Genomic DNA, 13793 nt, shown 5'->3' with positions numbered 1-13793 from the left:
GCCAATGGCCGCGACCGACCCGCTGGCTTATCTGTTTTCTAACCAATTGCCGCTATTCCCAATCGAATAGCGGGAGCAAGGCTTTTGGTGGAAATGGAGAAAAACACCGCGCGACGCGCCGTCATGCTGTCGGTGGTCGTCCCATGCTACAATGAACTGGACGGGGTGGCCGAACTTCATCGACGGGTGACGGCCGCATGCCTGGAACAGGGATCCTCCTATGAGATCGTGCTTGTAATCGACGGCGCGACCGACGGTACACGCGAGGCCATTTTCCAATTGGCGGAAAAGGACGACCATGTCGTCGCCATCGACCTTGCCCGCAACTACGGCCACCAGATCGCGTTGAGCGCGGGGCTCGAATTCTGTCGCGGCCAGCGCATTCTCATTCTCGATGCCGACCTGCAGGATCCGCCTGAACTGCTCGGCGCGATGATGGCGAAGATGAATGAAGGCTTCGATGTCGTTTACGGCCAACGGCAGAGCCGCGACGGGGAAAGCTGGTTCAAGCTCGCCTCCGCCTCGATGTTCTATCGCTTGCTGCGCCGCATGGTCGATGTCGAGATCGCTTCGAATTCAGGGGATTTCCGGCTGATGAGCCGCCGCGCGCTCGACCATCTGAACGCGATGCCCGAACGCTACAGGTTCATTCGCGGCATGGTGAGCTGGATCGGGCTGAAGCAGGTGGCCTTCCCCTATGAACGGCATCGGCGCTTTGCCGGCACCACCCACTATCCCCTGAAGAAGATGGTTCTTCTGGCGGTCGACGCGATGACCAGCTTCTCCATCGCACCCTTGCGGTTCGCCTCGCTACTTGGAATGTTGTTCGGGCTTCTGGGCCTGGTCGTGCTCGGCTACACCCTGGTCGAATGGTCGGTCGGAAACGTGTTGCCCGGCTGGACCAGCCTTGCCGCGATCGTGCTGATTCTTGGCAGCGTCCAGCTGATGGTGCTTGGTATCTTCGGCGAGTATCTCGGGCGCATGTACATGGAGACAAAGCGGCGGCCGCTTTACTTCGTCAACGAGATCGTTTCGCGCAGCCAGGCAGTCGAGGACAAGGATCTGCCCGTCCACCGCCTGCAGGAGATGGCAAAGAGGGCCGCACGTGCTTGAGGCGGAGTTCGACCAGTTTGCACGAGAGTACCAGGAACAGCATGCCGCCAGCATAAGGCTGAGCGGCGAAACCCCGGACTTCTTCGCCAAGTACAAGATCGACGACATCGCCGCGACGCTGCGGCGGGCCGGCGTAAAACCGCGACGGATACTCGACTTCGGCGCCGGTGTCGGCAACTCGCTCGGCCATATGCGCAACGCTTTTCCGGACAGCGAGATCACCTTGCTCGATCCTTCGCGGGAATCGCTCGACATCGCCAGCAAGCGCTTCCCCGGCCAGGCCGCCTTCACGCATTTCGACGGCGAGACAATTCCCTTTGCCGACGGCAGCTTCGACCTGGCTTTCGCGGCCTGCGTCTTCCACCACATTCCCGAGGACCTCCAGGTCGGACTGCTCGCGGAGATTGGCAGGGTGCTGGCCGGTGGCGGCAGCTTCTTTGTTTTCGAGCACAATCCGTGGAACCCGCTGACCACGCACGCGGTGAGAAATTGCGCTTTCGACGAGAACGCGGTTTTGATCAATTCGCACGAGATGCGCAGGCGCATGGCCGAGGCGGGTCTTGCCAACACCCGGATCATCTACCGGATCTTCTTTCCTCGGCTGCTTGCGCGGCTGAGGCCGTTCGAGCGTTTCCTCACCAAGATTCCTGTCGGAGCCCAATATTTTGCGCATGCGGTCAAACCTGCCGTTTGACTATCCGAGGATGCTGCGATTTGGCGTCGTCGGTCTGTTGAACACGGCGCTGGGCTACGCCGTCATTCTGGCCGGACTTGCGTTGGGTTTTGGCGACATCGTCGCCAATGCCACGGGCTTTGGCGCCGGCCTTGTCCTCGGCTTCTTCCTCAACCGCCAATGGACCTTCACCAGCGCCGATGGCTTCCGGTCAGGAACCCTTTTGCGATATGGGGGCGTCTTCCTGGTCGCCTACAGCATCAATCTGGCAGTCGTGATCGCCGCCCGGTCAGCAGGCATCACAGAAAGCCCCCTGGTTCACCTCGCGGGAATCTGCGTCTATTCGGTTGTTTTCTACCTCGGTTCGGCTCACTTCGTGTTTGTCGGGCGCGGAGGTCGCGAAGACGATGAAGCCGACCGGAACCTTCCGATGGCCGGTGGGTCTCGGCGGATGCCGACCAGTCGAAATCCTTGAACCAACTGTCATCGGAAGCGATTAGAGGCGGCGCCATGAACAACGCTCAGGCCAGTGCGGGCGCGGCAACGTACGATCAGCGTATCCAACTGATATTCTGCCTGTTCACCGCCTGTATCATGGCGGCGGTGCTGGCCGCCTTTGCCCCTTCCATCCTGCAGGATCCCGACAGTTGGTGGCAAGTAAAGGTAGGACTGGATCTCCTGGCAAGCCGGACATTTCCGACAGTCGACCCTTATTCCTACACGTTTGCCGGCCAGCCATGGATCGCCAAGGAATGGCTGGGGCAGGTCCTTTTGGCTCTTGCCTACCGGGCGGGAGGCTGGAACGGCGTGGTCACGCTGATCATCGCCATGATTTCCCTGACGGTTTTCCTGATGGGGTGGTTTCTCAGCAGATGGCTGAAGCCGATCCTGTCGATTGCGCTGGCCTTCATTGCAATGGCCCTGATCACCCCGATCTTTACGGGGCGTCCACATATCTTCACTTTCCCGATCATCGTCGTCTGGACGGCGATGCTCTTTCGTGCGGCATGGGAAGAACGGGCGCCACCCTGGTGGCTGCTTGTGCTGGTTGTGTTGTGGGCGAACCTGCACGCCACCTTTACCTTGAGCTTCGTCATAGCAGCTTTCGCCGGTCTCGATCTGCTGACGCGTACAGGTCTCACAAAACCGGCCCTCGTGGCGAAATGGATCGCATTTGGTCTGCTTTGTCCGCTGGTCAGCCTGATCCACCCCTATGGCGTCCAGGCCATCCTGGCGACCTTCGCCGTGGCCTATGGCAACGAGGCGGTGTCGCTGATCGCGGAATGGCGACCGTTCAATGCGCAGGATCTCGTTGTCCAGGAAGTTGCGATGCTGGTGGGGCTGTTCGGGCTGCTGGTGTCACGGTTGCGAATTGGCTGGGCCAAGGCGTTGTTCATCGTCTTCACCTTGCATGCCTTTCTCGCCCATCTGCGTTTCATGTATCTGTTCTTCCTCCTGGTTCCGGTGGTGATCGCGATGGAGGTCGCACAGCAATATCCCTCGCTTTCGGCTACCGCATGGCTGGCTGAAAAGCGCGACGGACTGGAACAATTCTTCGCCAGGCGGTTTTACGCGATCTGCGGCGCGGCAGCTGTTTTGGTCATCGGCGCGGTCGCCATGTTCGGCAGCGTCTACCAGGTCGCGCCGAGCCCGAAGACGTCGGCCAGTGGGGCGCTGGCATTCGCCGAAAGCCATCATCTGTCCGGCAACGTGCTGAATTCCTACAATTTCGGCGGCACGCTGATCTTCCACGGGATCAAGACCTATATCGACGGTCGGACGGACCAGCTGTTCCTCGGTGGTTTCACAAAAGCCGATGACGAGACGGGACACAGCAACGGCAAGCCCCTTCTCGAAGCCCAACTGAAGAAATACGCGATAGGCTGGGCGCTGATTGCAGCCGACGACAGTCGCATTCCCTTCTTCGACCAACTGGGCTGGAAGCGGGCCTATTCGGACGATCATGCGGTGATCTACCTGCCCGGCGCCTGATCCCGCCGCGCCGGCGCGGATCGGCCTCGCCGGCATTCGAACTGGCACATGCCTTGACACTTATGTTGCGGTGCAGCAAAGTTGCACCGCAGAGGATAGGCATGTGAGAGCGACGAGCCGGAATTTTTTGCACGAGCGGGACATCGCCGCATGAGCGGCGTCTTGAACTCGCAGAACCAAAGCTTCCGGCCGCGGCGCGCGAGCCTGTCCGGATGAACTACAGGCGCGACATCGATGGCCTTCGGGCCGTGGCGGTGCTGCCCGTCCTGCTCTTCCACTTCGGCGTCTCCGCCATTCCCGGCGGCTTCACCGGCGTCGACATCTTCTTCGTCATATCGGGATACCTGATCAGCGGCAGCCTGCTCGACGATCTCGAGCGCGGCGAGTTTTCGATCGGTCGCTTCTATTGGCGCCGCGCACGGCGGATCCTGCCGGCGCTGACCTTCGTCATCCTGCTCGCCAGCATTGCCGCCTGGTTCATCCTGCTGCCGTCGGATCTGCACGAATTCAGCTTGAGCGTGATCGCCGCCTCGACCTTCTGGTCGAACATCTATTTCTGGAAGACGACGAACTATTTCTCCATCGACGCCGAACTGCGGCCACTGCTTCACACATGGTCGCTTTCGGTCGAAGAGCAGTATTATATCTTCGCACCGATCCTGCTCTATTTGATCTACCGATATGTCTCGAAGCGCTGGCTGACGGTACTGCTGCCGATCGCCATCGGCAGCTTTGCCGTAGCGGTCATGGCAACCTCGCTGGCGCCGACAGCCGGCTTCTACCTTTTGCCGACGCGCTTCTGGGAACTGGCGCTTGGCGCCATGCTGATGCTGAAGAAGCCGCCGGCGCTTGCCAGCCGGTTGGCGATGGAACTTATCGGCCTCGCCGGCTTTGCCCTGATCGCCTTCGGCTTTCTAACGATTTCGGAGAGCGACCCGTTTCCGGGCTACAATGCCTTGTTCCCCTGCATCGGAACCGCCCTGCTCATCTATGCGGGCCACGATCACCCCGGCGCCGACAGGCCGGCACCTCTTGCGACCCGCGTCCTTCGGTTCGCGCCGCTGGTCTGGGTTGGCCTCATTTCCTATTCGCTCTACCTCGTTCACTGGCCGATAAATTCGTTCGTCCACTATCTCTCGCTGAAGGCCATCGGCGTGCCGACGGTCATCGCGATGATGGTAGCCAGTTTCGCCCTGGCGACATTTTCCTGGAAATATGTCGAGCAGCCGTTTCGCCGGAAACGGGCGTTCACCGCCCCATTGCCGATCTTCGCCTTTTCGGGGGCGGCGATCGTCCTGCTCTGTGTCGGCGGCTTGGCCGGCGCGCTCGGCGGTGGTTTTCCGCAACGGTTCCCGGACTTCTCGACCGAGCCGATCCGGGTCGGCGACTGGCGCAACGGCGTCTGCTTCAACGAAGGGGCCCGCATCGACACCTGGAACCTCGCCGACTGCACCCGCACCCAAGGCTTTGCCACCAACGTGCTTTTGTGGGGCGATTCCTTCGCCGCCCACTATGTTTCGGGACTCGACGCCAACGCCCAGAAAATCCAGGCCAATGTCATCCAGTACACCTATGCCGGCTGCCCGCCCGACCTCACCTATTTTTCCTATGCCCGGCCAAGCTGTACGCTTTTCAACGAACGAGCCTTGTCGATTATCCGCGACGCTAACATCCGGGCGGTGATCCTGAGCGGCCGATGGACCGACTACCAGGTCAGGGGCTTCGATGGCCTGCAAAAAACGATCGATCGGCTTCGCGACATGGGCGTCAAGGTCTATGTCATCGGCCAGTCGCCCGAATTCATCGCCGACGTCCAGAAAATCGCTTTCTTCGCAAGGCGGGAGCATGCCGGGAACACGTCCTGGCCGACTGCCATGGATCCGGGGATCAACAAGCGGGTGCTGCCGTTCGCCAAAGGGGCGACATTCATAGATCCGCTGGCATATCTGTGCGATGCGGCCGGCTGTTCGTACGCAGATGCCGACAGCAAGCAATTTCTCTATTTCGATTATGGTCATTTCTCTTCCGCCGGCGCGACGTTAGCCATCTCGAAGTACTGGCCAAGCTTTGCCGCCGGCAACAAGCTCGCCAGGGCAAGATAGCAATCGCAGGTCGATATGCATCGCCGCAGCCTGCGGTGTAAAAGCCGCTTTGCGATTGCCCGAAGGCCAACCCGCATGGTAACGAGGGATCGCGCGGGTATGATGTAATGGTAGCTTGTCAGCTTCCCAAGCTGAACGCGAGGGTTCGATTCCCTCTACCCGCTCCAGCCAATGGCGCCAGCAACAATTTCAGCGCCCGCCTGTTCGTCGAACACAACCGAGCAGCCTCGTGCAAGCGCAACCGTTGCAAGCGCGTTTGCCACTACGTCATCCGATGAGACGAAATCGCCGGTCAGTACCCGCAATTCTTCCACGCCTTCAGCCATCGACACGAAATTCCCGACCGATCGTTCGTGCTTGCAGGCCTCGACCACGCAAAGCAGGTCGATCATTTCGAAGCTGCGCATGTTCGGTCTCCTGAAGAAATCGTCCGTTGCAGGAATATCAACGCATCGGCAGGAAATAATGTTCCCGCCTTGCTGTTCGCCAGCCCCGAACCCGAAGCCTGGCTGAGCCGTCATCCCACCTCTCGCAGGATGAAGTCGTGCAGCATCTTGGCGGCCGGCGACAGCACACGGTTCTTCACCGTGATCAGGCTGTAGGGTCTGACCTCGATGTCGAATTCGGTCTGGACGACGTCGATGGCGCCGGCCAGCCCATCGGGATTCTGGATGAATTTCGCCACCTGGACCGATACCGGCGCAATCGCATCGGAATGTGCGACCATGACCAGGGTCAAGAGCAGCGAGCTGGTGTTGAGGATACGGTCCGGCAAAGCGATGTTGCGGTTGAGGAAATTGCTCTCCATCGCCTGGCGCAAAGGCGACCCGCCCGACTGGAAAACCCAATCGTAGGCGGCGGTGTCCTCCAGCCGCACTGCCTCGCCCTTGGTGAGCGGATGGCCCCTGCGCACGATCAGGCAGGCCTTCTCGACGCCGATGACGCGCGACTCGAACAGCCGCGGATTGAGATCGTCAGGGATGCGCGCGATGATGAAATCATGGCGCGTGGCGATCAATTCGCGTGCCAGCACGTTGGAGGTCTCGACCTGCATGGTGATCTCGATGCGCGGATAGATACGGCGGATTTCGCGAATCGCCGGCACCGCCAGCTCGATTGCCGGTGCCGTCACAGCGCCGAGGAACACCGAGCCGCCTTTGCCCGCCTTAAGTTCGGAAATTTCGCGGTCGACCTCGCGCATTTCCAGGAGGATCGAGCGCGCGCGCCTGGATAATGCCTTGCCGAAAGGCGTCAAGGTGATGCCGCGCGGCAGCCTTTCGCACAGCTTGACCTCCAGCACGGCCTCCATTTCGCTGATCATGCGCGAAGCCGCCGGCTGAGAAATGTTCATAACTTGGGCTGCCGCGCTCACCCGGCCATGGTCGTCGAGCGCGACGATCATACGCATGTGGCGCAAGCTGAGGCCACTGCGCAGCAAGGTTTCGCCGTCGCCCGGCATCTCTCTGTAACCATTTGAAATCGCAGTCGGATTCCTTAGCGCCGCCATAGCCTCTCCTTGCTTCTGCGCGCAGGCGGCCAGCGGTCGTGCCAGCCGTCTCGCCTCGATAGCATATACCAATATTGATATAGCAATCATCAAAGATCGCATTTGACAGTTATGGCAAAGGATCACAACCTTCGCGCGTTCCGAGACGCGACGGTCGCAGACGAGAAAAATCGTATCGATTGAAATCAGCGCCTCGGGGCCATGGGAGGATACCGGAGATCGATATGACGGCAGCAGTGCCTTGGCGCTTCTGCACGATTGCGCGGCCCGCGACCCCCGGGGTGCCGCGTCCATCAACCAGGGAGAGTTAAGTGAAAATCATCAAGACGTTAGTCGCCGCCTTGGCGGTCAGCATCGCGGCCATGTCGGCCACCGCCTACGCAGCCGACAAAGGCCTCGTCGGCGTGCTGATGCCGACCAAGACCTCGCAGCGCTGGATCAACGACGGAGACGCCGTCAAGTCCCAGCTCGAGGCTCTGGGCTACACCGTCGACCTGCAATATGCGCAGGACGACATTCCAAACCAGCTCAGCCAGCTGGAAAATGAAATCACCAAGGGCCCGAAGGCGCTGATCATCGCCTCGATCGACGGCACCACCCTGTCGGACGCGCTGCAGAAGGCCGCTGACGCCGGCGTCGTCGTCGTCGCCTATGACCGCCTGATCAAAAAGACCGCCAACGTCGATTACTACACGACCTTCGACAATTTCGGCGTCGGCGTCATCCAGGCGAATTCGCTGGTCAAGGGCCTCAAGGAGCGTTTCCCGAACACCAAGCCGTGGAACGTCGAACTGTTCGGCGGCTCGCCCGACGACAACAACGCCTTTTTCTTCTACAATGGCGCGATTTCCGTCCTGCAGCCACTGATCGACGACGGCTCGATCAAGATCAAGTCCGGCCAGACCGGCATGGACAAGGTCGGCACGCTGCGCTGGCTGGCGGCCACCGCTCAGGCCCGCATGGACAATCTGCTTTCGGCCAACTACTCGGACGGCAGCCGCGTCGATGGCGTTCTGTCGCCCTATGACGGCCTGTCGCGTGGTATCACCGCATCGCTGCGCGCTGTCGGCTACGGCACGGACGCTCAGCCCTGGCCGATCGTGACCGGTCAGGACGCCGAGACCGCCTCGGTCAAGCTGATCATCTCGGGCGAGCAGTACTCGACCGTGTTCAAAGACACCCGCGAACTGGCCAAGTCGACCGTTGAGCTCGTCGACAAGGTGCTGTCGGGTGGCAAGCCGGATGCCCTCGACACCAAGACCTACAACAACGACGTCAAGGTCGTTCCCTCGATCCTCTTGACGCCACATGAAGTCGACAAGTCGAACTACCAGGCGCTGGTCGTCGACTCCGGCTACATCAAGGCCGACGAGCTGAAGTAATTCGGTTTCAAATCCAGGGGTCCTGCGCAACGCAGGGCCCCTTTTCGTTCACCAGCAGGCCCGGTATTGTTACCGACCTCGCCGGCAGTGTTTGCCGACCTCTCAGGGAGCGGTAGTCCCAATGGCCTCGACGATTTTGGAGATGCGCGACATCACCAAGACGTTCCCCGGCGTGAAGGCGCTGTCGAACGTCAACCTCAGCGTCGAGGAAGGCGAGATTCATGCCGTGGTCGGCGAGAACGGCGCCGGCAAGTCGACGCTGATGAAGGTGCTCTCGGGCGTCTATGCGTCCGGCACCTATGATGGCGCGATCGTCTACCGTGGCGAGGAATGCCATTTCAAGGGCATTCACGACAGCGAGCACAAGGGCATCGTCATCATTCACCAGGAGCTTGCACTGGTGCCGATGCTGTCGATCGCCGAAAACATTTTCCTTGGCAACGAACACGCCAGATTTGGCATCATCGACTGGAATGCCAACGAGACACGTACCAGCGCCTTGCTGAAGAAGGTGGGCCTCAAGGAGGACCCCAAGACGCTGATCACCAATATCGGCGTCGGCAAGCAGCAGCTGGTCGAGATCGCCAAGGCGCTCAGCAAGGAAGTGCAGTTGCTGATCCTCGACGAGCCGACGGCGAGCCTGTCCGAAAAGGACAGCCAGGCACTGCTGGACCTGCTGCTCGAATTCAAGCGGCAAGGCATCACCTCGATCCTGATCTCGCACAAGCTCAACGAGGTGAACCGGGTCGCCGACAAGGTCACCATCATCCGCGACGGACGGACCATCGAAACACTTGCCAAGAAAGACATTTCGGAGGACCGCATCATCACCTCGATGGTCGGCCGTTCGCTCGACGACCGTTATCCGCCGCGCGAGCCCAAGATCGGCGAGGTCGTGCTCCAGGTGAAGAACTGGTCGGTCTATCACCCAATCCATGCCGAGCGGCAGGTGATCAAGGGCATCGATATCGATGTCCGCAAGGGTGAGGTGGTCGGCATTGCCGGGCTGATGGGCGCCGGACGCACCGAATTCGCCATGAGCCTGTTTGGCCGCTCCTATGGCCGCCGCATCACTGGCGACGTGCTGCTCAAGGGCAAGCCGATCGATGTTTCGTCGGTGAGCAAGGCTGTGGAACACGGCATTGCCTACGTCACCGAGGACCGCAAGACCTACGGTCTCAATCTCATCGATCACATCAAGCACAACATCACGCTGGCCAACCTGCCCGGCGTGTCGCGCCACGCCGTGATCGACGACCTGCGCGAACTTGCCGTCGCCAATGACTACAAGGCCAAGACCAACATCCGCTCGTCCAGCGTCTATCAAATGACCGGCAATCTGTCGGGCGGCAATCAACAGAAGGTGGTGCTGTCGAAATGGCTGTTCGCCAATCCGGAAGTGCTGATCCTCGACGAGCCGACGCGCGGCATCGACGTCGGCGCCAAGTATGAAATCTACACCATCATCGCCCGCCTCGCCTCCGAGGGTAAGGCGATCATCGTCATCTCGTCGGAGATGCCAGAACTGCTCGGCATCACCGACCGCATCTACGTCATGAACGAAGGCCGCATCGTCGGCGAAATGGCGGCGAGCGAAGCCAGCCAGGAAAAGATCATGCGCGCCATCGTTCGGGGAGAAGGAAAAGCATCATGACCACCGAAAGCGCTCCCGCGCCGAAAAGCGGCGTCGCCGAAGATGTGCAGCAGGGGCCGCGTGTGGCCGTCTCGGCGCTGATCACGAATCTGCGCGAATACGGCCTGATCCTGGCGCTGATCGCCATCATGGTGTTCTTCCAGTTCACCACGTCCGGCACGCTCTTCAAGCCGGTGAACCTGAGCAATTTGGTGCAGCAGAACAGCTTCATCATCGTGATGGCGCTGGGTATGCTTCTGGTGATCGTTTCGGGCCATATCGACCTCAGCGTCGGCTCCGTCGCCGGTTTCATCGGCGCGCTGGCGGCAATGATGATGGTCATCTGGCCGCTTGGCCCCCTCAGCAATCCGCTGGTTGTATCGATCATCTGCCTCATCATCGGCGGCGGCATCGGCGCGGCCCAAGGCTACTGGATTGCCTATCACCGAATACCGAGCTTCATCGTGACGCTGGCCGGAATGCTCATCTTCCGCGGCATCTGCCAGGCGCTGCTGGGTGGCGGGTCTTCCGTGGGACCGCTTCCAGATGGCTTCAAGGCGCTCAGTTCCGGCTTCATTCCGGACGTGATCGGCCCCTTGACGCTGATCCCGCCGACGGTGAACGCCGCCGGCAAGACCATCATCGGCAGCGGCCTGACACTGCACATGACGACGATCCTGATTGGCGTCGTCGCCGTGCTCGCCTATGCGTATTTCGGGCTCAAGGCACGGCGCACGCGCGAGCAGCACGGCTACGAAGCCGAGCCTTTCACGCTGTTTGTCATCAAGACCCTGGTGACCAGCGCGCTGGCGCTGTTCCTAGTCTACCAGTTCGCCAGCTACAGGGGCCTGCCAATCGTTCTCATGGTGATGGGCGTGCTGATCGCACTGTTCGTGTTCGTCACCAAACGCATGACGATCGGCCGGCGCATCTACGCAATGGGCGGCAATGCCAAGGCGGCACAGCTATCGGGCATCAAGACCGAGCGACTGACCCTGATGGTGTTCGTCAATATGGGCGTGCTGTCAGCGCTTGGCGGCCTGATCATCGCGGCCCGCCTTGGGCAGGCAGTGCCGGCGGCAGGCCTTGGCAGCGAGCTCGACGTCATCGCCGCGGTGTTCATCGGCGGCGCCTCGGCGATGGGTGGTGTCGGCCAGGTCATCGGCGCGGTGGTCGGCGGCTTCATCATGGGCGTGATGAACAACGGCATGTCGATCATGGGCGTCAATGTCGACTGGCAGCAGGTGGTGAAAGGCCTGGTGCTGCTCGGCGCGGTGGTGTTCGACGTCTACAACAAGAACAAGGGCTGAGGGAACCAGGAAGGCATACGGGTCACATCGCGGCGCTGCCCGGCGGCACGAAAAGAAGTCCCTGAGGGACCAGGCTCGCGAGCGCAATCCGAATGGAGAATTTCACCCGTGGCATGGACGAGGTCCTGGCCGCGCTGGGCAAGGTTTGCCGTCCCGGCAGCCCCTGCCAAGGCAAATGAGAGAGGATTCATCATGCTGATCTCCCAGATTCTCGATGACGCCGAGACCATCCGCGTCGTTGCCCGCAACGGCGGCAAGACCCGGATCATCAATGGTGCGCGCAGCGTCTATTCGCTGGCGATGGAGGCCGCCCGCACCGGCGTCGGGCTCGTCGCGCTGATCGAACGCAAGGGGCTTGGCGAGACAATCGATCTCGATGCCGCCTACAAGAAGGGGCGGCTGCTGTCGCCGATCAACCACCCCGATCCGGCGCACCTGCATCTGACCGGCACCGGACTGACGCATCTCGGCTCGGCCGCGACGCGCGATTCCATGCACAAGAAGCTCGGCGCCGAGGGCGAGGAACAGCTGACCGATTCCATGAAGATGTTCCGCATGGGGCTGGAGGGCGGCAAGCCGGCGAAAGGCCAGATCGGTGTGCAGCCGGAATGGTTCTACAAGGGCAACGGCACGATGGCTGTGGCGCCAGGTGCCGCACTGCTGTCGCCGGCTTTCGCCAAGGACGCCGGCGAAGAGCCGGAAGTGGCCGGCATCTATGTCATCGGCGACGATGGCGCACCGTTCCGTGTCGGCTTCACGTTGTCGAACGAGTTTTCCGACCACGTCACCGAGCGCGTGAACTATCTGTTCCTGGCCCACTCCAAGCTGCGCAACGCCTCGTTCGGGCCGGAAATCCTGATCGGCGACCTGCCGTCCGACATCCGCGGCAGCTCGCGCATCTATCGTGACAACGAGGTGCTGTGGGAAAAGCCGTTCCTGTCAGGCGAAGCGAACATGTCGCACACCATCGCCAATCTCGAACACCACCACTTCAAATATGCGGCTTTCCGCCAGCCAGGCGACGTGCATGTGCACATGTTTGGAACGGCGACGCTGTCCTTTGCCGACGGCATCAAGACCGAGGCTGGCGATGTGTTCGAAATCGAGGCCAAGGATTTTGGCCTGCCGCTGCGCAACCCACTCGAGATCGAGCAGCCGGTGAAGGTGGCGGTGAAGGCGCTTTGACAGCACGACCTCCCCTACGAGTGGGGAGGTCGGCCGTTCGAAGCTCAATAAATATCGAAGTCGAAGTACTTGGCCTGGATCTTCTTGTAGGTCCCGTCGGCAACGATGGCGTCTATTGCCGCATTGAGCTTGTCGCGTAGCGCGGTGTCTTCCAGGCGAACGGCAATGCCGGCCTGGGTCTCCGTGCCCTTGACGTCACCGACCAGCTTGCAGCAGCCGTCGCTTGCCTTCTTCAACCAGTCCACCAGCACGAATTTGTCAGAGATGACGGCATCGAGACGGCCGTTCGTCAGATCGGTGATCGCCTCTTCCTGGGTCGGGTAGAGTTTCGCCTCCGCGCCAGCCTTGCCATAGACATTCTGGGCATAGTCGGCCTGCGTGGTCGAGGCCTGGGCGCCGACCGTCTTGCCGGCAAGGGCCGCCGGTTCGGTCGAGGTGAGTTCGGTATCCTTCGGCGCCACCAGCGCGAGTGGCGTCGTATAGTATTTGTTGGTGAAGGAGACCTGCTTCTTGCGTTCCTCGGTGATGCTCATCGAGGCGATGATGGCATCGAATTTCTTGGCCTGCAGGGCGGGGATGATGCCGTCCCAGTCCTGGGTGACGATCTCGCACTCGACCTTCATCTGCGCACACAGCGCATTGGCGATGTCGATATCGAAGCCGACGACCTTGCCGTCCGGGGTGATGGTGTTGAACGGCGGATAGGCACCCTCGGTGCCGATCTTCAGTTTCTCAGCAGCCTGCGCCGACAGAGAGCCGGCCGCCATCAGCAACACGGCAGCACCTGCTGCCGATATGATCCATTTTGAAATCCGCATTTTCTTGGTTCCCTTGAACGCCGCCAGCTTGGCGACCAGAAAGCCAGCCAAGCATGACGAGCCATCGCAGGCAAGTGT

Annotated in this window: 12 protein-coding genes and 1 tRNA gene; 10 read left to right on the top strand and 3 right to left on the bottom strand. The window is 60.8% G+C overall.

Annotated elements, in window-relative coordinates; translation table 11 throughout:
- Nucleotides 1–93: 93 nt before the first annotated feature.
- From AC1D08_RS04455 to AC1D08_RS04430, 6 genes are all read left to right on the top strand, one after another.
- Nucleotides 94–1113, top strand: coding sequence for a glycosyltransferase family 2 protein (locus AC1D08_RS04455; RefSeq protein WP_457153268.1), 1020 nt, complete (start codon nucleotides 94–96; stop codon nucleotides 1111–1113).
- On the top strand, nucleotides 1106–1807 hold the full coding sequence (locus AC1D08_RS04450) for a class I SAM-dependent methyltransferase (protein ID WP_457153260.1): 702 nt from the start codon (nucleotides 1106–1108) through the stop codon (nucleotides 1805–1807). The genes AC1D08_RS04455 and AC1D08_RS04450 overlap by 8 nt, the downstream gene beginning before the upstream one ends.
- Nucleotides 1785–2261, top strand: a complete 477-nt coding sequence (locus AC1D08_RS04445) for a GtrA family protein (RefSeq protein WP_477225374.1) — start codon at nucleotides 1785–1787, stop codon at nucleotides 2259–2261. Before AC1D08_RS04450 ends, AC1D08_RS04445 begins: the two co-directional genes overlap by 23 nt.
- Nucleotides 2262–2296: 35 nt before the next feature.
- Nucleotides 2297–3778, top strand: coding sequence for a hypothetical protein (locus tag AC1D08_RS04440; protein WP_457154197.1), 1482 nt, complete (start codon nucleotides 2297–2299; stop codon nucleotides 3776–3778).
- Nucleotides 3779–3990: 212 nt separating this feature from the next.
- Nucleotides 3991–5880 (top strand): acyltransferase family protein, encoded by a 1890-nt coding sequence (locus tag AC1D08_RS04435; RefSeq protein ID WP_477225372.1) that lies wholly within the window; start codon nucleotides 3991–3993, stop codon nucleotides 5878–5880.
- A gap of 93 nt (nucleotides 5881–5973) precedes the next feature.
- Nucleotides 5974–6047: transfer RNA gene (locus AC1D08_RS04430), tRNA-Gly, on the top strand.
- Here the strand turns inward: AC1D08_RS04430 and AC1D08_RS04425 are convergent.
- Together AC1D08_RS04425 and AC1D08_RS04420 are read right to left on the bottom strand one after the other, a co-directional pair.
- Nucleotides 6036–6287, bottom strand: a complete 252-nt coding sequence (locus AC1D08_RS04425; protein ID WP_457154195.1) for a hypothetical protein — start codon at nucleotides 6285–6287, stop codon at nucleotides 6036–6038. The two genes, AC1D08_RS04430 and AC1D08_RS04425, sit on opposite strands and share 12 nt — an antisense overlap.
- 110 nt (nucleotides 6288–6397) lie before the next feature.
- Entirely contained in the window at nucleotides 6398–7387 is a 990-nt protein-coding gene (locus tag AC1D08_RS04420; protein WP_477225371.1) for a LysR family transcriptional regulator, read from the bottom strand.
- 311 nt (nucleotides 7388–7698) lie between these two features.
- Here AC1D08_RS04420 and chvE point away from each other — a divergent pair, with 311 nt between their 5' ends.
- From chvE to araD1, 4 genes are all read left to right on the top strand, one after another.
- A complete protein-coding gene (gene chvE / locus AC1D08_RS04415) occupies nucleotides 7699–8769 on the top strand; it encodes a multiple monosaccharide ABC transporter substrate-binding protein (protein WP_184877702.1) in 1071 nt (356 codons plus the stop codon).
- 121 nt (nucleotides 8770–8890) lie between these two features.
- Nucleotides 8891–10423: a multiple monosaccharide ABC transporter ATP-binding protein gene (mmsA, locus tag AC1D08_RS04410; RefSeq protein WP_477225370.1), complete on the top strand. Its 1533-nt coding sequence runs from the start codon at nucleotides 8891–8893 to the stop codon at nucleotides 10421–10423.
- Nucleotides 10420–11712, top strand: coding sequence for a multiple monosaccharide ABC transporter permease (mmsB, locus tag AC1D08_RS04405; RefSeq protein WP_095082262.1), 1293 nt, complete (start codon nucleotides 10420–10422; stop codon nucleotides 11710–11712). Before mmsA ends, mmsB begins: the two co-directional genes overlap by 4 nt.
- Before the next feature lie 192 nt (nucleotides 11713–11904).
- Entirely contained in the window at nucleotides 11905–12897 is a 993-nt protein-coding gene (gene araD1 / locus AC1D08_RS04400) for an AraD1 family protein (RefSeq protein WP_457152065.1), read from the top strand.
- Nucleotides 12898–12941: 44 nt separating this feature from the next.
- Here the strand turns inward: araD1 and AC1D08_RS04395 are convergent, their stop codons facing one another.
- Nucleotides 12942–13715: an ABC transporter substrate-binding protein gene (locus AC1D08_RS04395; RefSeq protein ID WP_095084265.1), complete on the bottom strand. Its 774-nt coding sequence runs from the start codon at nucleotides 13713–13715 to the stop codon at nucleotides 12942–12944.
- Nucleotides 13716–13793 lie beyond the last annotated feature (78 nt).

It is taken from the genome of Mesorhizobium sp. P2_E6, assembly GCF_056403835.1.
This window is presented reverse-complemented; position numbering and strand designations above follow the sequence as displayed.

Coding starts and splice junctions, on each gene's coding strand:
- AC1D08_RS04455 (WP_457153268.1), top strand. CDS start 94: ATGGAGAAAAACACCGCGCGACGCGCCGTCATGCTGTCGGTGGTCGTC.
- AC1D08_RS04445 (WP_477225374.1), top strand. CDS start 1,785: ATGCGGTCAAACCTGCCGTTTGACTATCCGAGGATGCTGCGATTTGGC.
- AC1D08_RS04440 (WP_457154197.1), top strand. CDS start 2,297: ATGAACAACGCTCAGGCCAGTGCGGGCGCGGCAACGTACGATCAGCGT.
- AC1D08_RS04435 (WP_477225372.1), top strand. CDS start 3,991: ATGAACTACAGGCGCGACATCGATGGCCTTCGGGCCGTGGCGGTGCTG.
- AC1D08_RS04425 (WP_457154195.1), bottom strand. CDS start 6,287: ATGCGCAGCTTCGAAATGATCGACCTGCTTTGCGTGGTCGAGGCCTGC.
- AC1D08_RS04420 (WP_477225371.1), bottom strand. CDS start 7,387: ATGGCGGCGCTAAGGAATCCGACTGCGATTTCAAATGGTTACAGAGAG.
- mmsA (WP_477225370.1), top strand. CDS start 8,891: ATGGCCTCGACGATTTTGGAGATGCGCGACATCACCAAGACGTTCCCC.
- mmsB (WP_095082262.1), top strand. CDS start 10,420: ATGACCACCGAAAGCGCTCCCGCGCCGAAAAGCGGCGTCGCCGAAGAT.
- araD1 (WP_457152065.1), top strand. CDS start 11,905: ATGCTGATCTCCCAGATTCTCGATGACGCCGAGACCATCCGCGTCGTT.
- AC1D08_RS04395 (WP_095084265.1), bottom strand. CDS start 13,715: ATGCGGATTTCAAAATGGATCATATCGGCAGCAGGTGCTGCCGTGTTG.